A 25,129-nucleotide genomic window follows, 5' to 3' on the forward strand; every position below is an offset into this window, starting at 1 on the left:
CGGCCTCCTAACGCGGCGACGAGCTTAAAGCCACCTCGAGAATCCATCGAGGATGGCGCGGTACATGTCACGCTTGAAAGGCACGATTATGTCGGGAAGATGCTCGCTCTCGATCCACTTCCAATGCGAGAATTCGGGGTCCTCGGTTTCGATATTGATCTGCGAATCATCGCCGGTGAATTGCATCAGGAACCAGTGCTGTCGCTGGCCGACCCATTTGCCGCCCCAAAGCGTGCCTTTGAGACTGTCGGGCAGGTCATATTTGAGCTCGAGCACGGGCGCATCCTCGATCCGCTCGACATATTCGCGCGCGATGCCGGTTTCTTCTTCAAGCTCGCGCAGCGCGGTCTCGAAGCTGTCTTCGCCCGGGTCCACGCCGCCCTGCGGCATTTGCCAGGCTTCGTCGGTATTATCGATACGCCGGCCGACCCAGACATGACGCTGCTCGTTGAGCAGCATGACGCCCGCACCCAAGCGATATTTGTCATCATCATTCATGCCAGCGGCCCTAGCGCAAAATCGAGGGCTGGATAAGCGGGCTTGTCCTCTCTAAGGCGCCGATGCACAAAGGAAATGCGGAACGGAGACTCATGGTAGCGGCTACCCATAATCTGACCGAAGAAGAGGCGCTGGCGGTCGATCAACCGATGGCGGTCGTCGTGCGTTTTGCGGGCGATAGCGGCGACGGGATGCAGCTGACCGGCGGGCAGTTCACCTTGTCGACGGCGCTGGCGGGCAACGACCTTGCAACCTTCCCCGATTTTCCTGCCGAAATCCGCGCGCCGCAGGGCACGACGTTCGGCGTTTCTGCGTTTCAGATCAACTTCGGTTCGGCCTCGATAGAAACCGCGGGCGACCAGCCCGACGTGCTGGTGGCGATGAACCCCGCGGCGCTCAAGGTGAACGTCAACGACCTTCGCGATGGCGGGCTGCTGATCGTCGATACGGGCAGCTTCACCAAGCGTAATCTCGACAAGGCGGGCTACGACCATAATCCGCTCGAGGGCGATGAACTTGCCAAGTGGAAGGTGCTGGCCTTCGACATCAGCGCGATGACGCTGGAATCGGTCAAGGAATTCGGCCTTTCGAACAAGGAAGCGCTGCGTTCCAAGAACATGTGGACGCTCGGCCTTGCGCTGTGGATGTTCGATCGCAAGCGCCAGCCCATTGTCGAATGGCTCAAGAGCAAGTTTGCCAAGAAGCCGGAGATCGCCGAGGCCAATATTGCTGCGCTCAATGCAGGTCACGCTTACGGCGAAACCGCGGAAATTGGCGGGCAGGTCGGGCAGCGCCATATCGATCCCGCACCGGCAGAGCCGGGGCTGTATCGCACGGTAACGGGCGCGGAATCACTGGCTTTGGGACTGGTCGCGGGCGCGCAGCTTGCCGATTTGCCGATGTTCTTTGGCGGTTATCCCATCACGCCGGCGAGCGCTCTGCTGCACCATCTCTCGCGCCTCAAGGAATACGGCATCACGACCTTCCAGGCGGAGGACGAGATCGCGGCGATCTGCTCGGCCATCGGCGCCAGCTATGCGGGTAGCCTGGGCGTCACGTCCTCGTCGGGCCCCGGCATTGCGCTCAAAACCGAAGCGATCGGCCTTGCCGTGATGACCGAGATGCCGCTGGTGATTGTCAATTCGCAGCGCGGCGGCCCGTCGACCGGCCTGCCGACCAAGACCGAACAGTCCGATCTCTACCAGGCGGTATATGGCCGCAATGGCGATACGCCGCTGCCGGTGCTGGCCGCGCGTTCGCCCGCCGATGCGTTCGAATGCGCGATTGAGGCATGCCGCATCGCGACGCGCTACATGACGCCCGTCATGCTGCTCACCGATGGCTATATCGCCAATGCCGCAGAGCCGTGGAAAGTGCCCGACTGGGAGAGCTACGAGCCATTCCCTGTGGAATTTGCCACGGCACCCGTGGGCGATTTCACGGTGCTGCCTTATGAGCGCAATGCCGACGGTTCGCGGCCATGGATCAAGCCGGGTACGCCGGGCCTTGAACATCGCATCGGCGGGATCGAGAAGCGTCCGGGTACGGGCGACATCGACTATTCGCCGGGTGCGCATGCGCAGATGACGGCGGAACGTTTCGCCAAGGTCGCCAATGTCGCCGATACGATTCCCGATCAGGAAATGAGCCTGGGCGGCGAGAGCGGCGAACTGGTGCTGGTCGGTTGGGGTTCGACGTTCGGGCCGATCCACCAGGCGGTGCGCCGTGCGCGGGCCAAGGGGATGGACGTAAGCCATCTCCACATCCGCCACCTCGCGCCGTTACCGAAGAACCTGGGCGACCTGCTGAGGGGCTTCGACAAGATCCTGGTGCCGGAAATGAACGCGGGACAGCTTAAGACGGTGCTGCGCGACCAGTTCCTCGTCGACGCCCGGCCCCTCAACAAGGTTTCGGGGCAGCCTTTCCGTATCGTTGAGATCGAAGCGGCCATCGTGGAGGCGCTGGCATGAAACAGATCAATATCTGGCCGCTGCTGATCCTGCTGGCTTTGGTTGTGTTCCTGATCTGGTGGCTCGGAGGCTCGGCGTGATGCGATCAGGCGATAGCGCGCGCATGCCGCACAAGGCGGCGTTGATCCTGATCGCGGGTTTCTTCCTGCTGTCTTGGGCGAACATGAAGTTCGAGGCGTGGGGCGCCAGCCTGCCTTCGGGCTGGCCGGCCTTTGCGATGGGGTTGGTCGGTGGCAGCGCGATTGCCGTTGGCGCGCGCTATGTCAGGCCCTGGCTGACGCGCGAAGGGCTCGACGAGAAGGAGAAAAGCGGCGCGCTGTCAAAGCCCGTTTCGCTGGTTGTCGGCACGGCGCTTGGCCTTGCCTTGATATTCTTTTTCGACCGCCCCTTTTTCGGCGGCATTATCTTGGCTCTGAGCACCACACCTCTGCTGTTTTCGGCAGATGAGGAGACCGACGCGTGAACGAACAAGTCAAACTCACGGCCAAGGACTGGGCGAGCGATCAGGAAGTGCGCTGGTGCCCGGGTTGCGGCGACTATGCCATCCTGAAGGCGGTGCAGCGCACCATGCCCGATCTAGACGCTGCGCTCGCCGACACGGTGTTCGTCAGCGGCATTGGCTGCTCGAGCCGCTTTCCATATTACATGGCGAGCTACGGCTTCCACACGCTGCATGGCCGCGCCTGTGCGGTGGCGACGGGCGTCAAGCTCGCCAATCCCGAACTCGATGTGTGGATCATCACCGGCGACGGCGATGCCCTATCGATCGGCGGCAATCACACGATGCACCTTTTGCGGCGCAATCTCGATTGCCAGATCCTGCTCTTCAACAACGAGATTTATGGCCTGACCAAAGGCCAATATTCGCCGACCAGCCGTGTCGGCACGCGCAGTCCCTCGACGCCGTACGGATCGGTCGATCGGCCGGCGATGCCCGCCAGCTTCGCGCTCGGCGCGGGGGCGCGGTTCGTGGCGCGCGGTATCGACGTCAACAAGGCGCTGCCCGACATTTTCAAGGCGGCCCACGCGCACAAGGGCGCGGCCTTCATCGAGATCTACCAGAACTGCATCGTCTATAATGACGATGTGTTCGCGCCCTTTACCGATCGATCGGTGGCGAATGAAAAGCAGCTCTGGCTCGCGCCAGGCGAAAAGATGCTGTTCGCCAAGGGCGAGAGGGGCATCGGCTTCGATGTGGCGACAAAGACGCTCAAGGTCGTTGCTGGCGACAGCGATGAAGTGCTGGTCCACGATCCCAAGAACCGCGCAATGGCGCTGCTGCTGTCGGAAATGCCCGCGGACATCTTCCCCGTGGCCTTGGGCGTAATCTACGAAGACCCTGCGCCGACCTTCGAAGCGGCGGTGATGGCGCAGAACGCTGCGGCTTCCGAAGGCAAGAGCACCGACATGCAGGCATTGCTCGAAAAAGGGCAGAGCTGGCAGGTGACCAAGGAACCGCGCCGCGACTAGGCCCGTTTTGTCCTGCAATGGACAATCTAACGCATAGCCTTGCTGGCGCCCTGTTGGGGCAAATGGGCCTCAAGAAGACGACCGGCAGGGCGATGCCGACGCTAATCATTTCCGCCAACCTGCCCGACATCGATGCGGTGCTTACGCTGCTCGGCACCGAAAGCCTGGCGCTGCGGCGCGGGTTGACGCACGGGCCGATCGCATTGGTCATCCTGCCGATCCTGCTGACCGGGTTTGTCCTTCTTTACGACAAGTGGCGACCGTCCAAGGAAGAGGTGCGGCCCGGCTGGCTACTGCTGCTCGCCTTCATCGGAACGCTCAGCCATCCCGCGCTCGACTGGCTCAACAGCTATGGCATTCGCTTTCTCGAACCCTTTTCGAGCGAGTGGTTTGCGGGCGATACGCTGTTCATCATCGATGTCTGGGTATGGACGATCCTGGCCTTCACCGTGTGGCTTTCGCGGCGCTGGATGAAGCGCGGATCGAGCCATTGGGAAAAGCCTGCCTGGGCGGGCTTCTTCCTGGTTTGCGGGTATATCTTTGCCAATGGTCTGATCACGGGCCAGGCCGAAGGGCAGGGGCGCGAGCTCGTGGGCAAGCAGTGGCGGCTGGAGCCGGGCATCGTGGTTGCCAACCCCGTCCCCGTCGAGTTTTGGCGGCGCGACATCGAATGGCGCGGCGGTGGTCTATATGGTAGCGGCAATTATCAGGTGTTCGAAGGGACCTTGCTGACGGGCGCGCCCAAGTTCATCGGCCTCAACGATCCGCGGCTTGAAGCGGCGCGTGGGCGCGAGGATGTCGAAGCGTTCCTGTTCTGGTCGCGCATGCCGTTCGTGTTCGAACGTGGCGGCCGCGCATATTTGGGCGACCAGCGCTATACCGACCCACGCACGGGAGATGCCTTCGTCGTTGCACTCGAGCCGCCTGCGCAGGGAGAAAGCGAATGACGAGCATTGTCTGGTTCCGGCGCGATCTAAGGCTGCGCGACCAGGCTGCGTTGCGCGCTGCAGCGCGTGAGGGCGCTGTGGTGCCCGTATTCGTGCTCGATGACGAAACGCCGGGAGATCGCAAGCTGGGCGGTCCGTCGCGCTGGTGGTTGCATCGCTCGCTGGAAAGCCTGGCGGCGGACCTCGAAGATAAAGGATCGAAACTCATTTTCCGGCGCGGTCGGGTCGATCATGTCCTGCCGCAACTGGCGCAGCAAGTGGGCGCGGAGCGGATCCATGCGCTGCATCATTACGAGCCGTGGTGGGTGGAAGCGCAAGACCGGATCGCCGACCAGGTCGAGCTTTGCCTCCACGACGGCAACTACCTATTGCCGCCCGGCACGGTGACGACGGGATCGGGCGAGCCGTACAAGATTTTCACGCCGTTCTGGAAATCGCTCAAAGAGCGCATGCCGCCGGCACCGCCCGAGCCGCGCCCGCGCGTCATCGAGGCGCCGGAGCGATGGCCGGATAGCGATGATCTTGGCAGTTGGGGCTTGCTGCCGACCAAACCCGACTGGGCGACCGGCATGCAGGAACATTGGCGACCGGGTGAACATGGCGCGCGGCTACGGCTCGAGGCGTTCGAAAGCGAGGCGTCGGCCTATGACGGGCAGCGCAATTGCCCGTCGATGGAAGCCACATCGAACCTGTCGCCGCACCTTCACTGGGGCGAGATTTCGGTGGCCACGGTCTATGATCGCGTCAATGGCGCAGGCGGCACGGTTGGGGTATTCCTCAAGGAGCTTGGCTGGCGCGACTATGCGCAGAACGTGATCTACCAGTTTCCCGAATACGCCGAGAAAAACTATCGCGACGGGTGGCAGGACTTCCCATGGCGCGATTTCCGCTCCTCGACGGTTCGCGACGAGTTCGATGCATGGACAAGGGGGGAGACGGGCTATCCCATCGTCGATGCGGGCATGCGCCAATTATGGGCGATCGGCTGGATGCACAACCGCGTGCGCATGATCACGGCGAGTTTCCTGATCAAGCACCTTCTGATCGACTGGCGCGAAGGCGAACAATGGTTCTGGGATACGCTCGTCGATGCCGATTACGGCTCGAACGGCACCAATTGGCAATGGGTGTCGGGGACGGGCGTCGACAGCAACATGTTCGTGCGCATCATGGCGCCGCTCAGCCAGTCAGAGAAGTTCAATGCGGGCGACTATATCCGCACATGGGTGCCCGAGCTGGCAGACATCGACGATCGCTATATCCACGATCCGCACGCGCATGATTGCGCGCCCGCGGACTATCCCAAGAAGCTCATCGAGCATAAGGAAGGCCGCGAACGGGCGCTGGCCGCCTACAAGGAGATGAAGTCGAACTAAGATGGCAAGCCGGGGGGAACATCTGGTCCGCGGCGACCGCGGCTTCATCACCGGCCATGGGTTGGTCGGCAAGCTTGCCGCGCCCGCGTTCAAGTCAATGCTCGATCAGTGGCACGATCGCCTCGCCGTCGGCGGTATCGACGGACACCTGCCTGACGGGACGAGGCGGCGGATCGGTTTTCACGCGCCGGGGCCGGAGGCCGTGGTTCACCTGCATAGCTGGACCGCATTGGCGCGAGTCGCCTTCTCGGGTTCGGTCGGACTCTACAAGGCATGGGAGAAGGGCGAATGGAGCGCGCCCGATCCGGTGCCGCTATTCGCGCTGTTCATGGCGAACGCAAAAACGCTGGGCGGAACGGCGCGCGCGAAAGGGCCAGCGCGCTGGCTCAATGCCGCAGCGCACGCGCTGCGCGATAACGGGCTTGTGAAAGCGCGCGAGAATATCGCGGCGCATTACGATCTCGGGAATGACTTCTACGCGGCTTGGCTCGATCCGACGATGAGCTATTCCTCGGCGCGGTTCGACCAGAGCGACGACCTTGAAGCCGCGCAATTGCGCAAGGTCGACGTGCTGCTGGACCGTCTCGAGCTCAAGCCGGGAGACCGTTTGCTCGAGATCGGCTGCGGTTGGGGCACTTTGGCGATACAGGCTGCCAAACGCGGCGTGAATGTGGTCGGATTGACCCTATCTTCGGAGCAGCAAAGATTTGCAACGGAAAAAGTTGCGTCAAACAAATTAGGCAATCTTGTCGAGATCAGACTGCAGGATTATCGGCAGATTTCCGAGCAATTTGACGCCATTGCCTCGGTCGAGATGGTCGAAGCCGTGGGCCAGCGCTGGTGGCCCGCCTATCTCGACGCCGTCGCTAACAATCTCAAGCCCGGCGGCCGCGCTGCGCTGCAATATATCAGCATCGACCACGCGCTGTTCGCCGATTATGCGGCCAGCGCGGACTTCATCCAGACTTATATCTTTCCGGGCGGGATGTTGATCGACGAGCCGACATTCGCATCACTGGCGGTCGAACGCGGTTTGAGCTGGGAAGGGCACGAGGCCTTCGGCCTCGATTACGCGCGCACGCTCGCGACCTGGCGCGAGCGTTACGATGCTGCGGTGGCGCGGGGCCAGCTTTCTGACTTCAGCGAGCGCTTCCACCGTCTGTGGCGATTTTACCTGATGTATTGCGAAGGCGGTTTTCGCGGTGGCGGGATCGATGTCGCGCAGATCACGATGAGGAAGGGTGCGGCATGAGACGCTTGGGATTGATGTTGTTGGCGGGCTTGGTGTTGACGGCGTGTCAGCCGGTGGATGAGCCTGCGCCAACCAATCCCGATCCCATGGCCAGCCTTACCGAAGCGCAGCGCGCGGCGATCCAGCGCGATGCGGCGCAGGTGCTGTTCTGGACCGACGAACAACGCTTCGAGCGCTTCCGGGCCATGGATGAATATTTCCCGGGACGTACTGTCAAAGCCGCAAGGGCACGCACGTTGCCGGCGGGTGAGCCCCTTCCGGGCGCAGCCGCGCTCCAACGCTATGTCGAAGAGCATCGCATCACCGGGCTCATGGTGCTGCAAGACGGCAGGATCCGCTTCGAAGGCTATTCGAACGATTTCGGCCCCGACCAGCGCTGGACCAGTTTTTCGGTTGCCAAGAGCCTGACCTCGACGTTGGTAGGCGCGGCGCTCAAGGACGGGCACATCGGCAGCCTCGACGATCCGCTGACCGATTACATTCCCGAGCTGGCCGGCACCGCTTACGACGTGGTGAGCGTCGAGGACCTGCTGACGATGCGATCGGGGGTAGATTGGGATGAGAATTATGCCGACCCGAACAGCGATATCGCGCAGCTTTATTCGCAGCCTTACCAGCCAGGTGTCGACCTCAACATCTTCTACTTGAGCAAGCGGGAGCGCGCTGCAGAGCCGGGGATGACCTTCAATTACAGCACCGCGGAGACCAATCTTGTCGGGACTTTGGTCGAACGGGCGGTCGGCCGCTCATTGGCGGACTATGCGCGCGAGAAGATTGTCGGCCCAGCAGGCTTCGAAGGCGACTTGTTCTGGCAGGTCGATCCGGTGGGACAGAATATCGGTGGATGCTGCCTGATGCTGCGGCTCGCCGATTATGCCCGCTTTGGCCAGTGGTTCCTTGAAGGGACGCCCGATGGCAACGCTGGCTCGGTTCTCAGCGCGGAATATCGTCAGGCGGCCATCACGCCCGCGACCGCGTTCGAGAGCGCCCCGGGCTATGGATATGGCTACCAGTGGTGGACCTATCCCGGCGCATACGGTGCGCAAGGCATATTCGGACAGGGTATCACCATCGTGCCGTCCCAGAACGTCGTGATCGCCTATGTCGGCAACTGGTCGACCGCTGCGTCAGGCGGGCGTCGTCAGGAATTGCAGGCCGCCATCACGCGGGCTTTCGCCAACGCCGACTAGCCTTCGACGACCAGGCGCCCGCCGGTTTCCGCGTCCGACTTCAGACGTTCCACAATCGCTTTGGCGACGACATCGGGCTTCTTGAGGTCGTTGGGATCTTCGCCAGGGAAGGCGTCGGCGCGCATCGCGGTGCGGGTCGCCCCCGGATCGACTATGTGAACGCGGACCTTGCCAGTCTGCGCGTTCTCCTCGGCATAGGAGCCGAGCAGCGTATCGAAGGCGGCCTTGCTCGCGCCATAAGCGCCCCAGAAAGCGCGCGGGTTAGCGCCGACCGACGAGGTGATGCCGACGAGTTCTGCCTTGCCCGAGTGGCGCAGCATCGGATCGAAGGCGGCGATCATCGCCTGGCTGGCGAGCAGGTTGAGCGCGATGGTCTGCGAAAATTCCTTGGGGTCGATATCCTGCACGGGGCGCAGCTTGCCCAGCATGGCAGCATTGAGCACCATGATGTCGAGCGCGTCCCAGCGTCCGCCGACGGCCTGGGCCAATTTACCGATGGCGCCATCGGCGAGCATGTCGAGCGGGGCGAGCGTGGCACTGCCGCCAGCCGCATGGATGCGTTCCTCCACCTGTTCGAGGTCCTGGGACGAGCGCGCCACGAGGATGACGTGCGCGCCTTCGGCGGCGAGCGCTTCGGCGGTTGCCGCGCCAATACCGCGGCTGGCGCCCGTGACGAGCGCGAGTTTGTTTTCGAATGCAGACATTAGTGGTTGCCGACGAGGCTCAGTTGCTTGGGCCCGTCGCCTTGCTCCTTGTCGGTAAGGGAAGTCGGATAGTCGCCCGAGAAGCAGGCGTCGCAGCGCTGCGGGGCGCTGGCATCGCGTTCATCGCCAAGTGCACGGTAGAGACCGTCGAGCGAGATGAAGGCAAGGCTGTCCGCCTTCACATAGTCGCGCATTTCCTCGATGCCCATCTGCGCGGCGAGCAGCTTGGAACGCTCGGGCGTGTCGACGCCGTAGAAGCAGCTGTAGCGTGTCGGCGGGGAGGCGATGCGCATGTGCACTTCGGCAGCGCCGGCATCGCGCATCATCTGGACGAGGCGGAGCGACGTGGTGCCGCGCACGACGCTGTCGTCGACGAGCACGATCCTTTTGCCTTCGACCAGCGCCGAATTGGCATTGTGCTTCATCTTCACACCCGAATGGCGGCTGTCCTGCGACGGCTGGATGAAGGTGCGGCCGATATAGTGCGAACGAATGATCCCGAGCTCGAACGGGATATTCGCGACCTGGGCATAGCCGATCGCGGCAGGGACGCCGCTATCGGGAACGGGGACGACATAATCGGCCTCGACCGGCGCTTCGCGCGCCAGTTCTTCGCCGATCGCCTTGCGGGTCTGGTAGACCGAGGTGCCGTCGACCTTGCTGTCGGGCCGCGAGAAATAGACATGTTCGAAGATACACGGGCGCGGGCGCGCCGGTTCGAACGGCTTAAAGCTGCGCAGGCCGTCGTCGTTGACGATGATGAGTTCGCCGGGCTCCACATCGCGCAGGTAGGTCGCGCCGATCACGTCGAAGGCGACACTTTCCGATGCGAATACGATCGATTCGCCATAACGGCCCATGACCAGCGGACGGATGCCCATCGGATCGCGGCATGCGACGAGACCGTCGGGCATCAGCAGGCAAAGCGAATAGGCGCCTTCGACCTGCTTCAATCCGTCGATCAAGCGCTCAACCGGCTCTTCCTTCCGGCTGGTGGCGACGAGGTGGATGATGACTTCGGTGTCGCTGGTCGACTGGAAGATCGAGCCGCGCTGAACAAGGCGTTCGCGCAGCGTAATCGCGTTGGAGATGTTGCCGTTATGCGCGACGGCAAAGCCGCCAATGGCGAGATCGGCATAGAGAGGCTGAATATTACGCTGTGCGGTTTCGCCGGTGGTCGAATAGCGTACGTGGCCGATGCCGGCGCTGCCCGCCAGCTTGCGGATCACCTTAGGCTTGGAAAAGTTCGCGCCGACATGCCCCATGCCGCGGTGGGCATGGTAATTGGTGCCGTCATTGGTGACGATGCCGGCGGCTTCCTGGCCGCGGTGCTGGAGCGCGTGAAGGCCCAGGGCGACGACGCTGGAGGCCTGTTCGGCACCCCAGATTCCGAAGACTCCGCATTCTTCGCGCAGCTTGTCGTCATCAAATGGATTGGTCGTCAGCATGGCGGCGAATCCCTTCCGGCCCAGATACTTGCCCCGCATATAGGGAGGTGAGGCCGCTTTGTCTTCACCTAGTCACCGGAAAGGTCGGGCGGGTTGTGCGTTAGGCTCGCAAGGAGACGAAAATGGCCGACAAATCGATCAAGGACAAAGACACTTACGAGGCGCTGCGCGACGAGGGCTATTCGAAGTCCAAATCCGCCGCGATTGCCAATGCGCAAGCCAATGACAGCATCGATCATGATTCCACCCCGCTCGAAGATCGGACCAAGGACGAATTGTACGATCAGGCGCAGGAACTGGATATCGAAGGCCGTTCGGACATGACCAAGGACGAGCTGATCGACGCGATCCGCGATAAGAATTGAGGCCTAGCGGCGTTTCGGGCAGGGTCGCCATTATGCGCATTCTAGTCCTTTCGTTCGCTTTGCTTCTTGCTTCTTGCAGCGAGGTAGCTCCTGACGCCGACGCGCCGCCCGAAGGCGTGCTTGAGACCGGACTCTGGACGGGAGGCGAGCGTGACGGACTTTGCGTGGCCGCCGACGGAAAAGCCGCTTTGATTCGCTATGGCGAGAGCGATGCCAACTGCATGGCGCAAGGGACCATCGAAGCCGGCGGCGAGGGAATGGCCTTCGTGCCGCGCGGCGATGACGAATGCCGAATTTCCCTTTCGCAGGATGGCGATGTGCTGACGCTCCGCAGCGGCGACGACAGCTGTTCCTACTATTGTGGCGGGGATGCCAGTTTGAAAGGCGAAGGATTTCGACGCAGTGACGGCGATCCAAGCGAACTTCGCGATGTTGCCGGCGACCCGCTCTGTTGACCTTTACGTGAACGTCAAGTAAGAAGCGCCCATGTTGGCGACCCCGAATGACGCCGCGTCGCGGCAATATACGATCGGTGAGATGTGCGAGGAATTCGACGTCACCGCCCGCGCTTTGCGCTTCTACGAAGATGAAAACCTGATCGCGCCGACCCGCAAGGGATCGCAGCGGCTTTACTCCGATCGCGACCGTGCGCGCGTCGCCTGGATCCTGCGCGGCAAGCGCGTCGGCTTCAGCCTCGCCGAGATTGGCGAATTGCTCGACCTTTATGACCTTGGCGACCAGCGTGAGACGCAAAAGAAGGTCACACTCGAAAAGTGCAAGGAGCGGATCGACGCTCTCATGCGGCAGAAAGCCGATATCGACGAAACCATCGAAGAACTGGAAGGCTATGTGCGCCTTCTGGAAGAAGAGGACTGATTCATGCCCGTCTACAATGCCCCTGTCCGTGACACCCAATATGTGCTCGATCATATCGTCGGGTTGCAGAATTACGCCAACGTTCCCGGTTTCGAGAATGCCGATCCCGACGTGGTCGAAGCGATCCTCAACGAAGGCGGCAAGCTGGCAGGCGAAGTCCTGGCACCGCTCAATCGCGTTGGCGATGAACATGGGTGCATCCGCAACGACGATGGCTCGGTAACGACGCCCCCGGGCTTCAAGGATGCCTGGGATCAGTTCCGCGACGGCGGTTGGTCGACGCTGGCTTTCCCCGAAGAATTTGGCGGGCAGGGCATGCCGCAGGTCGTATCGACCGCGATCAGCGAATATCTGATTAGCGCCAACCAGGGTTTCGAAATGTATTTCGGCCTGACCGCCGGCGCGATTGCGGCCATGCTGACGGTCGGCAGCGAGGAGCAAAAGGCGCTCTACGTGCCCAAGATGGTCAGCTGCGAATGGACCGGCACGATGAACCTCACCGAGCCGCATTGCGGGACCGATCTGGGGCTGCTGAAGACCAAGGCTGTGCCGCAGGATGATGGCACCTACAAGATTTCGGGCACCAAGATTTTCATTTCAGCGGGCGAGCATGATCTGAGCGAGAACATCATCCACCTCGTTCTGGCGAAAATGCCCGACAGCCCAGACAACGTGAAGGGCATCTCGCTCTTCATCGTCCCCAAATATCTCGTCAACGAAGACGGTTCGCTGGGCGAGCGCAACAACGTCACCTGCGGCTCGATCGAAGAGAAGATGGGCATCCATGGCAACTCGACCTGCCTGCTCAATTATGACGAAGCGACCGGCTACCTGATCGGCGAGAAGGAAAAGGGTCTCGCCGCCATGTTCATCATGATGAATGCGGCGCGTCTCGGCGTTGGTCTTCAGGGCCTGGCGCAGGGTGAGGTCGCGTATCAGAACGCGGTCGAATATGCGAAAGACCGCCGCCAGGGGCGCGCGCTCAATCCCGAAGAGCGCGATCCCGATGCCAAGGCCGACAGCATCTTCGTTCACCCCGATGTGCGCCGCATGCTGATGGATGCGCGCGCCTTCAACCAGGCGGCGCGCGCGCTGGTTCTGTGGGGCTCGCTGCAGGTCGACCTGTCGCGCAAGTCGGAAGATGAAGAGCAGCGCCAGACGGCGGACGATCTCATCAGCCTGCTGACGCCTGTCATCAAGGGCTATCTCACCGACAAGGGCTTCGAGACCACGGTCAACGCGCAGCAGGTCTTTGGCGGTCACGGCTACATTCGCGAATGGGGCATGGAGCAGTTCGTGCGTGATGCCCGTATCGCGCAGATCTACGAAGGCACGAACGGTGTGCAGGCAATGGACCTTGTCGGCCGCAAGCTTGCCAAGGATGGCGGCCGCGCCATTCGCCTGTTCTTCGAAACGGTGGCGGGCGATATCGCCGCCGCTAAGGAAAATGGCGATCCCGCCGGTGTTGCAGAGCCGCTGGAAAAGGCCGTCGGACACCTTCAGGGCGCGACCATGTGGCTGGCGCAAAACGGCATGCAGAACCCCGACAATGTCGGTGCCGCGGCCTATGCCTACATGAATCTGATGGGCCTGGTCAGCCTCGGCTGGATGTGGCTGAAGATGGCCGATGTCAGCGCCAAACTAAAGACTGAGCCGGGTGAGGACGTGGATTTCCACGAAGCCAAGCTGGTCACCGCGCGCCATTATGCCGAGCGGTGGCTGCCCGAAGCCAGCGGCCTGCGTCGCAAGGTCGAAGCGGGCTCGGAAACGCTGATGAAGCTGCCGGCCGAAGCCTTTTAGGGTCGCAGCCTAGCGCTGTTCTTGAACGTAGCCGGGGCGATTGCCGTACCAGGTGCGCACGAGCTGGGACGTTTCCTTGCTCGTCTGCACCGGCACGAGACGCGCCATGTCGAACATGCGTTCGAATTGGATGCCGAAACGGTTTTGCCCGGCCCAGCGCACCGTGCCGGTAACCGGTCCGACGCCGATGATGTCGATCGTCAGTTCGGTACCCGGCGAGACGGGCTGGGGACACTCGACCAGCGCGCCCATCGCCGAGATGTTACGCAAACGGATTTCGGTCACTTCGCCATCGATGGCCACGATGGCGCGGCGCATGAGACGCTGGCGCGGCTCGCGCGAATTTGAATAGCCTTCAGGTTCGACGATCGAGGCTAGCGCCAGTTCGCGCGCCTTTTCCGCTTCGACCGGTTTGCCGAAGATGTAGCCCTGGATCTGGCTGCAGCCGAGTTCGCGCACCAGCGCGAGATCGTCATGCGTTTCGACCCCCTCGGCGGTGGTGTCCATGCCGAGACTTTCCGCAAGCGTGACGATGGCGCGGATGATCGCGCTATTCTTGCTCGACGGGTTGGAGGCGCCCCGGACAAAACCCTTGTCGATCTTGATCTTGTCGAACGGCGCCTTGCGCAGATAGCCAAGCGAGGAATAGCCGGTGCCGAAATCGTCGAGCGCCAGCCGCACGCCCAGATCTTTCAGCCGCTGGAAGGTGCTGTCGGTCGCATTGCTGTCGGCGAGGAACACGCCTTCGGTAATTTCCAGTTCGAGCCGTTCTGCGCGCATGCGGTGCGTCTGGAGCGCCTTGGCGATGGTTTCGACGATTTTTGGATCGTTGAACTGGATCGGCGACAGGTTGATGGCGATTCGCACCGTATCGGGCCATTCGGCAGCTTCCGCGACAGCGCGATCCATGACCCACGCGCCCACCTTGCCGATGAGACCGCATTCCTCGGCGATCGACATGAAGCGTTCGGGATCGATCGACCCGCGCGACGGGTGATCCCAGCGGACGAGCGCTTCGAAGCCGCAGACATCTTCGCCGGCGGCGCGAACGATCGGCTGGTAGGCGACCCACAACTCATCGCGTTCGATCGCACCGCGCAAATCGTTCTCGAGCATCTGGCGCTCGGTCGCTTCGCTATGCATCGATGGCTGGTAGAATTTGTGAACGCCGCGTCCGGCACCTTTTGCCGCATAAAGCGCCAGGTCGGCGTTGCGCGTCAGGCTGTCGGCATTGGACCGGCCAGGATCGCCGATCGCGATGCCAATCGAAGCGCCGATCGTGATGCGATGGCCTTCGATCTGGTAGGGGCGCGAGACCTGTTCGATCATCGTCTTGGACAGCGATTCCAGCAGTCCTGTTTCCACCGTGCCGGGGAGGACCGCGGTAAATTCGTCGCCGCCGAGGCGGCCTACCTGGCCATGATTACCCATGCAGCTTTCGAGGCGCTTGGCGACTTCGCGAAGCAGTGCATCGCCGACGGGATGGCCAAGCGTGTCGTTCACGTTTTTGAAGCGATCGAGGTCGATCAGGAAGAGCGCACAACCTTTTTGGCGGCGGGCGGCATTGCGCATCGCCTCATCCAGCGTCTGGCGCATCATGGCGCGATTGGGCAGGCCGGTGAGCGAATCGAAACGGGCGAGGCGCGAGATTTCCTGCTCGGAGCGAAGCTGTTCGGTAAGGTCGGTCCCGATGCCGCGGAATCCCATGAAGCGGCCATTTTCGCTGAAAACAGGATTACCGGTGAGTGACCAGTAAGTCGTCTCGGGCAGGTCCGACTTGACCGACAGGTCGGCAAACGGAAATTTGGCTGAAAGGTGGAAGCCAAGCGAGCGTTCCTCGCGCATGTCGCCTTCCTGTTCGTCCTTGGCAAGCAGGTCGATGAATGGTCGGCCGAGGAGCTGTTCGGGGGTGCAATCAAATTCGTCTGCGAGCTGGATCGAGACGTAGGTCAGCACCCCGTCGCTGTTGGTCTCCCAGAACCAGCCATGACCCGATGTTTCATATTCGGTGACAAAACGAAGCGCCTGCCGCGCCTTGAATTCGAGCACCAGGCGGCGGCGCACGACGGCGATCATGGTGCGCGCCTGTGCAATGGCATACCCCGATGTCGTGAGCGCCAACGCGCTCGCTGCCAGCATCATGACAGGTTCTGCACCTATGGCGAAAAGGCCAAAAGTGGCGGCAACACCGGATACGATGGCAATCGGCGGCGAAGCGACGGCAGCGATCGACATCACGGCGATAATCGATGCGAAGGCGACATGCTGGGTCGTCTGCATGTCGCTCGAGAACGAATCCACGCTGTAGCCAATGAAGGCCCATCCGGCCCACATCACTGCCACGTAGGCCGCCACGGCGCGCGTCACGGCGAGCGGACTAAGGCGCAGCTGCTCGCGCTTGTTGACGATCAGGAACGCAATGGCGTCGATCAACAGGCATGCCGCGATGGCGGCCAGCATATCGAAGCGTAGGCCGAAGCCAGCGTAAATCGCCGCACCCCCGATGAGGTGGGCGATGGCGATCATCAAAGGGACGTGGTTAAGGTGGGGGACACGCTGCTCGGCAATGGCGGCGCCGTCTTCATCCTCATGCTTGATGACGTCGTGTAGCAATGCATCGCGCAGCGACGCGCGCTGGCGCCGCTCCGGCTTCTTCATGTTGAAACGTGCCCTGCTCATTGCCGCCCACTCTATTTTCCGAGACGTTGCCCATAACGGATCGGCAGTTAAGCGAGCGGTCACTAATGAAGGTAAATGCGGCGTTAGGATTAGCCGCTAAATCGGGCAGCCACGCTTAGGTGGCGCGCGCTTCGTCCTCTGGATCGAAGGTCTTCGCGCGTCGCAATTCGGGGAACTTCCAGTTCCAGATCAGGACGACCGATATTGCGCCGATTCCACCGATCAAGGCGGCCGCCGTCGGGCCCAACAGGCCCGCCATCAGGCCGCTTTCCGCATCGCCCAGTTCATTGGACGCCGAGATGGACAGCGTGGAGACGGCGCCGACGCGTCCGCGCATTTCATCGGGCGTGTAGAGCTGGATGAGCGATTGGCGGACGTAGACCGAGAACATGTCCGCGCCGCCGAGGACGACCAGCAGGGCGAAGGTCAGCGGCACCGAGCGCGAGAAGGCGAACCCGATGGTCGCAAGGCCGAAGATGCCGACGGCGATCAGCATCTTGCGGCCGACATCGGTCTTCAGTGGCCGGATGGCGAACACAAGCGCAATCAGCGTGGCGCCCACCGCCGGGGCCGCGCGTAAATGGCCGAACAATTGGGATCCGCCGCCGAATATGTCGGCAGCGAAGATCGGCAGGAGCGCGGTGGCGCTGCCCAGCAGGACGGCGAAAAGGTCCAGCGTGATGGCCCCCAGCACAAGCCGGTTCTCGCGCACATAGCGAAGGCCGTCGACGATGCGCTGCAGCGGTCGGCGGTGGCCGGACAAGCGCGTTTGTTCGACCTCGCCGATGAACAGGTAAAATAGCAGCGAAAGGGCAAAGAGCCCGGTGGCGACATAATATGCCAGATCCATCGACTGGGCGAGCAGATAGCCGCCCATCGCGGGGCCGATGATCGTGCCCGCCTGCCACGCGATCGAGGACAGCGCGATGGCGTTGGGCAGGATGGCGCGCGGCACGATGTTGGACGCCATCGCCGCCATTGACGGGCCCATGAAAACACGCGCGATGCCGATTAGTACCGCTACCGCGTAGATGATCGGCAGCGTGATGGTGCCTGCCGCGGTGAAGTAGGCCAGCGTCGCTGCCGCGATAATTTCCAGCGTAATCGCGCCGCGCGCCACCCAGCGGCGATCGACCCGGTCCGCCAGCCAGCCTGCTACCGGCGACAGGAAGAACAGCGGGACGAACTGCAAAAGACCGATCAGACCAAGACGGAACGCGGCCTCGCTCGGCCCCATCGTCTCGCGCGCGATCGCGTAAACCTGGAATTCGATCGCGGTAATCATCGCCAGCTGGGCCAGTGTCGCCAGCAATCGCCCGCTCCAGTAAAAGCGGAAATTGGCGATGCGGAACGGTTCGGGAAGCCAGCTCACTCCCCGCGCCTAGGAGAGATGGGGCAGGGCATCAATAGGGCTTTTCGTTCTTAGTTTGTTCTGTTACCGCAAATGCATGGCGAAACCCAAGAAGCGATATGTCTGCCAGGCCTGCGGTTCGGTCGCGACGCGGTGGCAGGGCCAATGCGCCGATTGCGCGGAATGGAACACGTTGGTGGAGGACGCCGCCAATGTCGTCACAACCTTTGCCAAAAAACATAACCTGCAAGGCGGCGGCCGGCGGATAAGCTTCGTCGGGCTCGACGACGAAGTCGCGCTGCCGGCGCGCATGCAGACCGGGATCGCCGAATTCGACCGGGCGATCGGCGGCGGCTTGGTGCCGGGTTCGGCGACGCTGATCGGCGGCGATCCGGGGATCGGCAAGTCGACCTTGCTTTTGCAGGTGGCAGCGCGGCTGGCGGGCTCGGGCAAGCGGTCGATCTATATTTCCGGCGAAGAAGCAGCCGATCAGGTTCGGCTAAGGGCACGGCGGCTGGGGCTGGGCGATGCGCCGCTAAAGCTGGCGGCGGCGACGAGCGTGCGCGATATCCTGACGACACTGAGCGAGGAAGAGGAAGCGCCCGACTTCCTCGTCATCGATTCCATCCAGACGATGCATTCGGACATGATTGAGGGCGCGCCCGGCACGGTCAGCCAGGTCCGCGCCTCGGCGCACGAACTCGTGCGCTTTGCCAAGGAAAAGGGCTCGGCGCTGATCCTCGTCGGGCATGTCACCAAGGACGGCAATATCGCGGGACCGCGCGTGCTCGAACATATGGTCGATACGGTGCTGGGCTTCGAGGGCGAACGCAGCCACCAGTATCGCATCCTGCGCGCGGTGAAGAATCGTTTTGGCGGAACCGATGAAATCGGCGTGTTCGCGATGGAAGGGAAAGGGTTGAGTGAGGTCGCCAACCCAAGCGCCCTGTTCCTGACCGAACGTTCGGAAGAAGTGAGCGGGACGGTCGTCTTCCCCGCACTCGAAGGCACGCGCCCGGTGCTGGTCGAGTTGCAGGCGCTTACCGTGCGGCTGGCGAGCGGGGCAACGCCGCGCCGTTCGGCGGTCGGCTGGGATTCATCGCGGCTGGCAATGCTGCTGGCAGTGCTCGAAGCGCGCTGCGGCGTCAGTTTCGCCTCGACCGAGGTCTACCTGAACGTAGCGGGCGGCTATCGCCTTTCGGACCCTGCGGCGGATCTTGCGGTAGCGGCCGCGCTGGTATCGGCGCTGAGCGAACGACCGATCCCCGGCGGTACCGTAATCTTGGGTGAAGTTGCGCTATCGGGCGAAGTGCGGCCGGTGGCGCATGGCGCCTTGCGATTGAAGGCAGCGGCAAAGCTGGGCTTCGAAAGCGCTTGGAGCCCGAAGATGAGCGACGCGCCCGCTGGTCTCCAAGCGGCCTATTTCGAGCGGTTGGGACAACTCGTCGATCGAATATTGGGCCGTTAGGGCTGGAAGCGACCGCCAAAGCCCGCTAGCCCGCCTCACATGACGGCGATGGACATTATCGTGATCTTCTTGCTCGGCGGGGGAACCATTTTGGGGTTTCTGCGCGGGTTCGTGCATGAAGTGCTGGCACTGTTCGCCTGGGTGGCGGGCGTGGTGGCGCTCAAGCTGTTCCACGGCACCGCGACGCTTGCGTTGGCCGATACGGTCGGCACGGTCGCCGGCGCGGCGGCGTTGGCCTTCATCGTCCTTTTCCTGCCGACCTATATCATCTTCAAACTGCTGGCGAACCGGCTTGGCAAGCGCACGCGACAATCCATCGTAGGGCCGGTCGATCGGCTGCTTGGCGGTGGGTTCGGGATGATCAAGGGACTGCTCATTTCGACGCTGCTCTTCATGGCGTTCAGCTTCGCCTATAACGGTTTTTACGGCGTCGACAGCGAGCGGCCCGACTGGATCCGCGACAGCCAGACTTATTCGCTGCTCAATGCTACCAGTCTTGCCGTGGTCGACTGGGTCGAGGAGCAGCGCGCCATCGAAGGCGGGCTGCTGTGATCCGCCTGCATGACACAATGGCGCGCGAAAAGCGCGAATTCGTGCCCGCCGATCCAATGCGGATTACCATGTATGTGTGCGGGCCCACGGTGTATGGGCGCGCGCATATCGGCAATGCGCGGCCGCCCGTCATCTTCGATACGCTCGCGCGGCTGATCCGCCATCATTACGGGGAGGACAGCCTCGTTTATGCGCGCAACATCACCGATATCGATGACAAGATCATCGCCAAGGCTGCCGAGGAAGGCGTCGCGCCGTCGGTGATCACCGAGCGCTACGAAAATTTCTACCTCGAGGACATGGGTGCGCTGGGCGTTGCGCCGCCGACGAGCGCGCCGCACGCGACCGAGGAGATCGGCCCGATGATCGCGATGATCGAGGCGCTGATCGAGAAGGGGCACGCGTACGAAGCCGATGGCCATGTGCTTTTCTCGGTACCGAGCGATCCCGATTATGGCGCGCTGTCGCGGCGCGACCGCGACCAGATGATCGCGGGCGCGCGCGTTGAAGTGGCGCCGTACAAGAAGGACCCGGCCGACTTCGTGCTGTGGAAGCCATCGGACGAGGGCGTGATCGGGTTCGACAGCCCGTGGGGCCGCGGGCGCCCGGGCTGGCATATCGAATGTTCGGCAATGATCCGCGCGCATCTGGGCGAGACGATCGACATCCATGGCGGCGGGCTCGACCTCATTTTTCCGCATCACGAAAACGAGATTGCGCAGAGCCGCTGTACGCACGATGCGCCGCTGGCGCGCTACTGGGTGCATAACGGGTTCGTCGACATGGGCGCGGAGAAGATGTCCAAGTCGCTTGGCAATGTGGTGACGCCAAACGAACTGCTCAAGGAGCATAAGGGCGAGGTGCTCCGCCTGGCGCTTCTATCGGCGCATTATCGCCAACCGCTACCGTGGACGATCAAGCTGATCGAACAATCGCGCGCTACACTCGACGGGCTGTATCGCAAGGTCGGCGACGCCGCACCGGGCGAGGTCGATGACGGGGTGGTCGCGGCGCTTGGCGATGATCTCAACACGCCGCGTGCGCTCTCGCGGCTAGGCCAGATCGATGATCCGGCGACGCTGAAAGCGAGTGCTGCGTTGCTCGGCCTGCTGGGCGAAACCGCCGACAGCTGGTTCAAGGGCGGCAACGATGGCGATGATGCCGAAATCGACGCCAAGATCGAAGCGCGCGCGCAAGCCAAGAAGGATCGAGATTTCGCGACCGCGGACCGTATCCGTGACGAGCTTGCGGGGGACGGCATCCTGCTCGAAGACGGGCCTGAAGGGACGACATGGCGCAGGGCGTAAAGCCACCGCTTTATACGCGCGAGATTTTGCGTCTTGCGGCCCTGGTGCCGCCCCCTGCCGAACTTGAACCGCGTAACGCCCGCGTCGAGCTGCGCGCACCGACCTGTGGGAGCCGGCTGCGGCTCGATATTCGCGTCGAGATTGACGCGGTGTCGGAACTGGCGCTGGCCGTCGAGGCTTGTGCATTCGGGCAGGCCGCAACCGCGCTGATGGCCCGGCATGCCGTCGGCACGGATCTTGCGGGCGCCAAGGCTGCGGAAGCGGCGATCGCCGATTGGCTGGCCGGACGACGCGATGATCCGGGCGACTGGCCCGATATCGCGGTGTTGGAGCCCGCCAGGTCCCGGCCGGGCCGGCACGATGCGATCCTGCTGCCCTTCCGGGCACTGGTCGCGGCATTGGAGAAACAAGCGTGATAGCGTTCGAATATCTGTTGGCCGCAGGCGGCAGCGAGGAAACCGGCGCCATGCTCGTCGACGGCGCGATCATGCTGGGCGCAGCGCTCGTCTTCGTCACGATCTTCCGCCGTCTCGGGCTCGGCGCAACGCTCGGCTACATCATCGGCGGTGCCATCATTGGACCCGGAGTGCTCGGCTTGGTCGGCAATGCCGAAAACATCATGGCGATTTCCGAATTCGGCATTGCCTTGCTGTTGTTCATTGTCGGGCTCGAGCTGCATCCCAGCCGCCTGTGGCGCCTGCGCCGCGACATTTTCGGACTGGGTATCGTGCAGGTGATCACCTGCGGCATTGCCCTTTCGGCGCTTATCCACCTCGTGATCGGTTTCTCTCTCGAAGCCAGCATCGCGATCGGACTGTCGCTAAGTCTGTCCTCGACGGCGCAGGTCTTGCCGATGCTGCGTTCGACCGGCGAATTGCACAAACCTTATGGCGAGCGCGCCTTCTCGGTGCTGTTGCTCCAGGATGTCTCGATCGTCCCGTTGATCACGATCATCGCTGCCCTGAGCCGTGCGCCCTCTGCTGCCGAAGGACCGCCGGGCTGGGTGCTCGCGCTCTACACGGTTGGTGCGATCGTGGGTCTCATCCTTGTCGGCCGTTTCATCATGAATCCGTTGTTCCGGCTGATCGGCCGGTTGGGGGAGCGGGAATTGTTCGTGGTGGCGGGGTTGTTCACGGTCGTGGGCGCGGCATCCTTGATGCACTTCCTTGGCCTGTCGACCGCACTGGGCGCGTTCGTTGCCGGCGTGATGCTGGCCGAGAGCCCCTATCGCCATGAACTCGAAAGCGATGTCGAGCCGTTCCGCTCGATCCTGCTTGGTTTCTTTTTCCTGTCGGTCGGCATGTTGCTCGACCTTGGCGCGATTGCCGAGCGGCCTTTGATGGTCGTCGGGGTCGCCGCGATGATCATTGTCGTCAAAGCCACCATCATCACCGGGCTTGGCCGCGCTTTCGGCATGGAGCCGTTCGGCGCGCTGCGGCTCGGCCTGTTGCTGAGCCAGGCGGGCGAATTCGGGTTCGTCCTGCTCGCACAGGCGACCGGCGCCTTGCTGATCGAGAACGAAGCAGCCTCGCTATTTACCGCCTGTATCACGCTGACGATGGCGACCACGCCCTTCCTCATGATGCTGATCGATTGGCTCGAAGCGCGGCACGGGCGTGATGACAAGGATATGGACGGCCCCGAAAAGGCACCCAAGGGTTCGGTCATCGTCGTTGGCTATGGGCGGTTCGGACAAACCGTGGCACAGATGCTGCAGGCCAAGAATATCGGCGTCACGTTGATCGACAAGAAGCAGGACCAGATCGAGTTGTCGGAGGAGTTTGGCACCAAGGTCTATTATGGTGACGGAACCCGCGTCGACCTTTTGCGAACGGCCGGCGGTGACAATGCGCGGGCTATTCTGTTCTGCAACGACAAGCAGGATCTGACCTCCAACGCGATCGAAGCGGCGATGGAGGCCTTCCCGCAGGCGGCGGTGATGGTGCGCAGCTTCGATCGGCGCCATACGCTCGATCTCGACGGGCTGGATCTGGCTTTTTGCATCCGCGAACTGTTCGAAAGCGCGGTGCTCATGGGCAAAACGGCGCTGACCGAGCTCGGATTTTCGCAGGACGAGGCGGAGCGCGTCGAGCGCGAGTATCGCCGGCGTGATGAAGAGCGGCTGGAACGGCAGAGCGAGACCGGCGATCTGCACGCCGGCAAGGACCTGTCCTTCAATGCCGAGCGCTCGATGCCCGAAGCCGAAGAAGACTAGGCGGCGGCCAGAAAGTCTCGCAGTTGGCCGCGCGGCATGTCGTTCACGCGGATGGCCTTTCCGATCCGCTCGAGCAGGATGAGCGTCACATCCTCGCTTTCGTTCTTCTTGTCCTTGAGCATCGGTGCCAGCAGCGCCGGGGCCTTCCCGCCAAGCCCGACATGATCGAGGCGCGATGGCAGTTCGAGGTGGCGGAGCAATGCGTCGAGCTGTTCGGGCGTCTCCATGCTGCAGCGACCGGCGGCAGCGCTGAAGCGCGCCGCCAGCAGCATGCCGACAGAAACCGCCTCGCCGTGAAGCACGGTGCCGAGGCCCGCGATGCTTTCGATCGCATGGCCAAAAGTATGTCCGAAATTCAAGAGGGCGCGCTGGCCTGTCTTGTCCTCGACGTCGCCTTCCACAGCGGCAGCCTTCATCCGGATGCAACGCCCCGCGACTTCGGCGCAGGCGTCCGGATCAGCGGCGAGCACGGCGCGGCCATGGCGGCCGATCCAGTCGAAAAAGTTTGCATCGGCGATGGCGCCATATTTGACGATCTCGGCCATGCCCGCGCGCATCTGGCGAGCCTCGAGGGTGGTCAGGAAGGCGGGATCGGCAACCACGAGCGCTGGTGCGTGGAACGTGCCAACGAGGTTCTTCTCGCCTTCGGCATCGATGGCGGTCTTGCCGCCGACCGCGCTGTCGACCTGCGCGAGCAAAGTTGTCGGGATATGGATGATCGGGGTGCCGCGGCGGTAGAGTGCTGCCGCCAAGCCGGCAAGATCGCCGATGGCACCGCCGCCGAGCGCGATGACGGGACGCCCGCGCACATGATTGCGGTTCGCGAGCTCGCTGATGACTGCGGCGAGTTGGGTCCAGTTCTTGGCGTCCTCGCCGCGCGGCACGAAGATGGGATCGAGCGGGAGGATATCGGCGACGCGGCTGCCATGAAGTGACCAGATATGTTCGTCGGTGACGCAGGGCAGCGTGGCACCGCTATCGGCAAGCGCCAGGATATCCTCGGCATGGTCGCCAATCGCGCCGATCAGCGCGCGGCTCGTGCCACCTTGGCCGTCATCGAGAAGTATTGCGCTCATTGCCCGTCCAGATGCTCCGTCAGCGCGTCGACGATCGCGTCCACCACGACATCATGCGCCCCCTTACCCGAGCGGACATGGAGATGGGCGTTGGCATAATCGTCGCGCCGCTTGTCGGCCAGATCGGCGAGGATGCGTTTGCGCTGCTTGACGTCGCCTTTCAGCAGCGGCCGCGTGTCCGGGCGGCGGGTGCGTTCGGCCAGTATGTCGATTTCGGCGTCGAGCCAGACGGTGATGGCGCGCTCGTTAAGGAGCTTGCGCGTTTGTTCATCAGTGTAGGCGCCGCCGCCGGTCGCGATCACCTGGATATCGCCTTCGTCGATCAGGCGAGCGACGACGCGGCGTTCGCCATCGCGGAAATCTTCCTCCCCGAAACGTTCGAAGATTTCGGTCGGCGTATACCCCGAGGCATCTATGATCGCATCGTCGCTATCGACAAAAGGCAGGTCGAGCCGCTTTGCCAGGCGGCGTCCGATGGTGGATTTGCCGGCACCCATCAAGCCCACCAGTACGACGGGACGATCGAGGCGCTGGAGTAGCGACTTGGTCATAAGAGGGGCTATACTGACTTAAAAAGCTAAGGCA

At 62.6% G+C, this 25,129-nt stretch carries 23 protein-coding genes; 16 read left to right on the forward strand and 7 right to left on the reverse strand.

From position 1 onward, the window contains the following. Positions 1 to 24: 24 nt before the first annotated feature. Complete coding sequence (locus NUX07_RS04395; RefSeq protein ID WP_265529127.1) at positions 25 to 498, reverse strand: RNA pyrophosphohydrolase; 474 nt, start codon at positions 496 to 498, stop codon at positions 25 to 27. 92 nt (positions 499 to 590) lie between these two features. On the opposite strand from NUX07_RS04395, the gene NUX07_RS04400 reads away from it, so the two are divergent. The 7 genes from NUX07_RS04400 to NUX07_RS04430 all read left to right on the forward strand — a co-directional run bounded on the left by NUX07_RS04400 (position 591) and on the right by NUX07_RS04430 (position 8,703). Continuing rightward, the gene (locus NUX07_RS04400; protein ID WP_265529128.1) at positions 591 to 2,468 is read left to right on the forward strand and encodes a 2-oxoacid:acceptor oxidoreductase subunit alpha; all 1,878 of its coding nucleotides are present in this window, start codon (positions 591 to 593) and stop codon (positions 2,466 to 2,468) included. A gap of 76 nt (positions 2,469 to 2,544) precedes the next feature. Further along, positions 2,545 to 2,931 (forward strand): hypothetical protein, encoded by a 387-nt coding sequence (locus NUX07_RS04405; protein WP_265529129.1) that lies wholly within the window; start codon positions 2,545 to 2,547, stop codon positions 2,929 to 2,931. Continuing rightward, positions 2,928 to 3,938, forward strand: coding sequence for a 2-oxoacid:ferredoxin oxidoreductase subunit beta (locus tag NUX07_RS04410; RefSeq protein WP_265529131.1), 1,011 nt, complete (start codon positions 2,928 to 2,930; stop codon positions 3,936 to 3,938). The genes NUX07_RS04405 and NUX07_RS04410 overlap by 4 nt, the downstream gene beginning before the upstream one ends. 17 nt (positions 3,939 to 3,955) lie before the next feature. Continuing rightward, a complete protein-coding gene (locus tag NUX07_RS04415; protein WP_265529133.1) occupies positions 3,956 to 4,885 on the forward strand; it encodes a metal-dependent hydrolase in 930 nt (309 codons plus the stop codon). Further along, positions 4,882 to 6,261, forward strand: a complete 1,380-nt coding sequence (locus tag NUX07_RS04420; RefSeq protein ID WP_265529135.1) for a cryptochrome/photolyase family protein — start codon at positions 4,882 to 4,884, stop codon at positions 6,259 to 6,261. The genes NUX07_RS04415 and NUX07_RS04420 overlap by 4 nt, the downstream gene beginning before the upstream one ends. 1 nt (position 6,262) lies before the next feature. Then, positions 6,263 to 7,513, forward strand: a complete 1,251-nt coding sequence (locus NUX07_RS04425) for an SAM-dependent methyltransferase (RefSeq protein WP_265529136.1) — start codon at positions 6,263 to 6,265, stop codon at positions 7,511 to 7,513. Next, the gene (locus tag NUX07_RS04430; protein ID WP_265529137.1) at positions 7,510 to 8,703 is read left to right on the forward strand and encodes a serine hydrolase domain-containing protein; all 1,194 of its coding nucleotides are present in this window, start codon (positions 7,510 to 7,512) and stop codon (positions 8,701 to 8,703) included. The genes NUX07_RS04425 and NUX07_RS04430 overlap by 4 nt, the downstream gene beginning before the upstream one ends. On the opposite strand, the gene NUX07_RS04435 is transcribed toward NUX07_RS04430, so the two are convergent. Both NUX07_RS04435 and purF read right to left on the reverse strand, forming a co-directional pair. After that, positions 8,700 to 9,407 carry an SDR family NAD(P)-dependent oxidoreductase gene (locus NUX07_RS04435; RefSeq protein WP_265529139.1) on the reverse strand — a complete coding sequence of 236 codons (708 nt, stop codon included), beginning with the start codon at positions 9,405 to 9,407 and terminating at the stop codon, positions 8,700 to 8,702. The two genes, NUX07_RS04430 and NUX07_RS04435, sit on opposite strands and share 4 nt — an antisense overlap. Further along, a complete protein-coding gene (gene purF / locus NUX07_RS04440; RefSeq protein ID WP_265529141.1) occupies positions 9,407 to 10,855 on the reverse strand; it encodes an amidophosphoribosyltransferase in 1,449 nt (482 codons plus the stop codon). The genes NUX07_RS04435 and purF overlap by 1 nt, the downstream gene beginning before the upstream one ends. Positions 10,856 to 10,977: 122 nt before the next feature. Between purF and NUX07_RS04445 the strand changes: the two genes are divergently transcribed. Genes NUX07_RS04445 through NUX07_RS04460 form a run of 4 tightly spaced genes read left to right on the forward strand, consistent with a single transcriptional unit; the run spans position 10,978 to position 13,896 of the window. Further along, on the forward strand, positions 10,978 to 11,220 hold the full coding sequence (locus NUX07_RS04445) for a DUF7218 family protein (RefSeq protein WP_265529143.1): 243 nt from the start codon (positions 10,978 to 10,980) through the stop codon (positions 11,218 to 11,220). 32 nt (positions 11,221 to 11,252) lie between these two features. Then, positions 11,253 to 11,675 (forward strand): hypothetical protein, encoded by a 423-nt coding sequence (locus NUX07_RS04450; RefSeq protein WP_265529145.1) that lies wholly within the window; start codon positions 11,253 to 11,255, stop codon positions 11,673 to 11,675. Between the two features lie 31 nt (positions 11,676 to 11,706). Then, on the forward strand, positions 11,707 to 12,096 hold the full coding sequence (locus NUX07_RS04455) for a MerR family transcriptional regulator (RefSeq protein ID WP_265529146.1): 390 nt from the start codon (positions 11,707 to 11,709) through the stop codon (positions 12,094 to 12,096). 3 nt (positions 12,097 to 12,099) lie between these two features. Continuing rightward, positions 12,100 to 13,896 (forward strand): acyl-CoA dehydrogenase C-terminal domain-containing protein, encoded by a 1,797-nt coding sequence (locus NUX07_RS04460; protein ID WP_265529148.1) that lies wholly within the window; start codon positions 12,100 to 12,102, stop codon positions 13,894 to 13,896. A 9-nt stretch (positions 13,897 to 13,905) separates the two neighbouring features. On the opposite strand, the gene NUX07_RS04465 is transcribed toward NUX07_RS04460, so the two are convergent. Together NUX07_RS04465 and NUX07_RS04470 are read right to left on the reverse strand one after the other, a co-directional pair. After that, a complete protein-coding gene (locus tag NUX07_RS04465; protein ID WP_265529150.1) occupies positions 13,906 to 16,575 on the reverse strand; it encodes an EAL domain-containing protein in 2,670 nt (889 codons plus the stop codon). A gap of 115 nt (positions 16,576 to 16,690) precedes the next feature. Then, entirely contained in the window at positions 16,691 to 17,947 is a 1,257-nt protein-coding gene (locus NUX07_RS04470) for an MFS transporter (protein ID WP_265529152.1), read from the reverse strand. Between the two features lie 76 nt (positions 17,948 to 18,023). Between NUX07_RS04470 and radA the strand changes: the two genes are divergently transcribed. From radA to NUX07_RS04495, 5 genes are read left to right on the forward strand one after another with little or no spacing between them, the layout of a single operon-like run. Beyond that, a complete protein-coding gene (radA, locus tag NUX07_RS04475; RefSeq protein ID WP_265529154.1) occupies positions 18,024 to 19,394 on the forward strand; it encodes a DNA repair protein RadA in 1,371 nt (456 codons plus the stop codon). Positions 19,395 to 19,433: 39 nt separating this feature from the next. After that, positions 19,434 to 19,946 carry a CvpA family protein gene (locus NUX07_RS04480; RefSeq protein WP_265529155.1) on the forward strand — a complete coding sequence of 171 codons (513 nt, stop codon included), beginning with the start codon at positions 19,434 to 19,436 and terminating at the stop codon, positions 19,944 to 19,946. Further along, the gene (cysS, locus tag NUX07_RS04485) at positions 19,943 to 21,253 is read left to right on the forward strand and encodes a cysteine--tRNA ligase (RefSeq protein WP_265529156.1); all 1,311 of its coding nucleotides are present in this window, start codon (positions 19,943 to 19,945) and stop codon (positions 21,251 to 21,253) included. The genes NUX07_RS04480 and cysS overlap by 4 nt, the downstream gene beginning before the upstream one ends. Continuing rightward, positions 21,238 to 21,669 carry an iron-sulfur cluster assembly scaffold protein gene (locus NUX07_RS04490; RefSeq protein ID WP_265529158.1) on the forward strand — a complete coding sequence of 144 codons (432 nt, stop codon included), beginning with the start codon at positions 21,238 to 21,240 and terminating at the stop codon, positions 21,667 to 21,669. The genes cysS and NUX07_RS04490 overlap by 16 nt, the downstream gene beginning before the upstream one ends. A gap of 50 nt (positions 21,670 to 21,719) precedes the next feature. Beyond that, a complete protein-coding gene (locus NUX07_RS04495) occupies positions 21,720 to 23,468 on the forward strand; it encodes a monovalent cation:proton antiporter-2 (CPA2) family protein (RefSeq protein ID WP_265530745.1) in 1,749 nt (582 codons plus the stop codon). Here the strand turns inward: NUX07_RS04495 and aroB are convergent. Beyond that, positions 23,465 to 24,544, reverse strand: a complete 1,080-nt coding sequence (gene aroB / locus NUX07_RS04500) for a 3-dehydroquinate synthase (protein WP_265529159.1) — start codon at positions 24,542 to 24,544, stop codon at positions 23,465 to 23,467. The two genes, NUX07_RS04495 and aroB, sit on opposite strands and share 4 nt — an antisense overlap. Next, the gene (locus tag NUX07_RS04505; RefSeq protein WP_265529160.1) at positions 24,541 to 25,095 is read right to left on the reverse strand and encodes a shikimate kinase; all 555 of its coding nucleotides are present in this window, start codon (positions 25,093 to 25,095) and stop codon (positions 24,541 to 24,543) included. The genes aroB and NUX07_RS04505 overlap by 4 nt, the downstream gene beginning before the upstream one ends. Positions 25,096 to 25,129 lie beyond the last annotated feature (34 nt).

Source organism: Sphingomicrobium marinum (assembly GCF_026157105.1).
Classification (GTDB): domain Bacteria; phylum Pseudomonadota; class Alphaproteobacteria; order Sphingomonadales; family Sphingomonadaceae; genus Sphingomicrobium; species Sphingomicrobium marinum.

Coding starts and splice junctions, on each gene's coding strand:
- NUX07_RS04395 (WP_265529127.1), bottom strand. CDS start 498: ATGAATGATGATGACAAATATCGCTTGGGTGCGGGCGTCATGCTGCTC.
- NUX07_RS04400 (WP_265529128.1), top strand. CDS start 591: ATGGTAGCGGCTACCCATAATCTGACCGAAGAAGAGGCGCTGGCGGTC.
- NUX07_RS04415 (WP_265529133.1), top strand. CDS start 3,956: ATGGACAATCTAACGCATAGCCTTGCTGGCGCCCTGTTGGGGCAAATG.
- NUX07_RS04420 (WP_265529135.1), top strand. CDS start 4,882: ATGACGAGCATTGTCTGGTTCCGGCGCGATCTAAGGCTGCGCGACCAG.
- NUX07_RS04425 (WP_265529136.1), top strand. CDS start 6,263: ATGGCAAGCCGGGGGGAACATCTGGTCCGCGGCGACCGCGGCTTCATC.
- NUX07_RS04430 (WP_265529137.1), top strand. CDS start 7,510: ATGAGACGCTTGGGATTGATGTTGTTGGCGGGCTTGGTGTTGACGGCG.
- NUX07_RS04435 (WP_265529139.1), bottom strand. CDS start 9,407: ATGTCTGCATTCGAAAACAAACTCGCGCTCGTCACGGGCGCCAGCCGC.
- purF (WP_265529141.1), bottom strand. CDS start 10,855: ATGCTGACGACCAATCCATTTGATGACGACAAGCTGCGCGAAGAATGC.
- NUX07_RS04445 (WP_265529143.1), top strand. CDS start 10,978: ATGGCCGACAAATCGATCAAGGACAAAGACACTTACGAGGCGCTGCGC.
- NUX07_RS04450 (WP_265529145.1), top strand. CDS start 11,253: ATGCGCATTCTAGTCCTTTCGTTCGCTTTGCTTCTTGCTTCTTGCAGC.
- NUX07_RS04455 (WP_265529146.1), top strand. CDS start 11,707: ATGTTGGCGACCCCGAATGACGCCGCGTCGCGGCAATATACGATCGGT.
- NUX07_RS04460 (WP_265529148.1), top strand. CDS start 12,100: ATGCCCGTCTACAATGCCCCTGTCCGTGACACCCAATATGTGCTCGAT.
- NUX07_RS04465 (WP_265529150.1), bottom strand. CDS start 16,575: ATGAGCAGGGCACGTTTCAACATGAAGAAGCCGGAGCGGCGCCAGCGC.
- radA (WP_265529154.1), top strand. CDS start 18,024: ATGGCGAAACCCAAGAAGCGATATGTCTGCCAGGCCTGCGGTTCGGTC.
- NUX07_RS04480 (WP_265529155.1), top strand. CDS start 19,434: ATGACGGCGATGGACATTATCGTGATCTTCTTGCTCGGCGGGGGAACC.
- NUX07_RS04490 (WP_265529158.1), top strand. CDS start 21,238: ATGGCGCAGGGCGTAAAGCCACCGCTTTATACGCGCGAGATTTTGCGT.
- NUX07_RS04495 (WP_265530745.1), top strand. CDS start 21,720: ATGCTCGTCGACGGCGCGATCATGCTGGGCGCAGCGCTCGTCTTCGTC.
- aroB (WP_265529159.1), bottom strand. CDS start 24,544: ATGAGCGCAATACTTCTCGATGACGGCCAAGGTGGCACGAGCCGCGCG.
- NUX07_RS04505 (WP_265529160.1), bottom strand. CDS start 25,095: ATGACCAAGTCGCTACTCCAGCGCCTCGATCGTCCCGTCGTACTGGTG.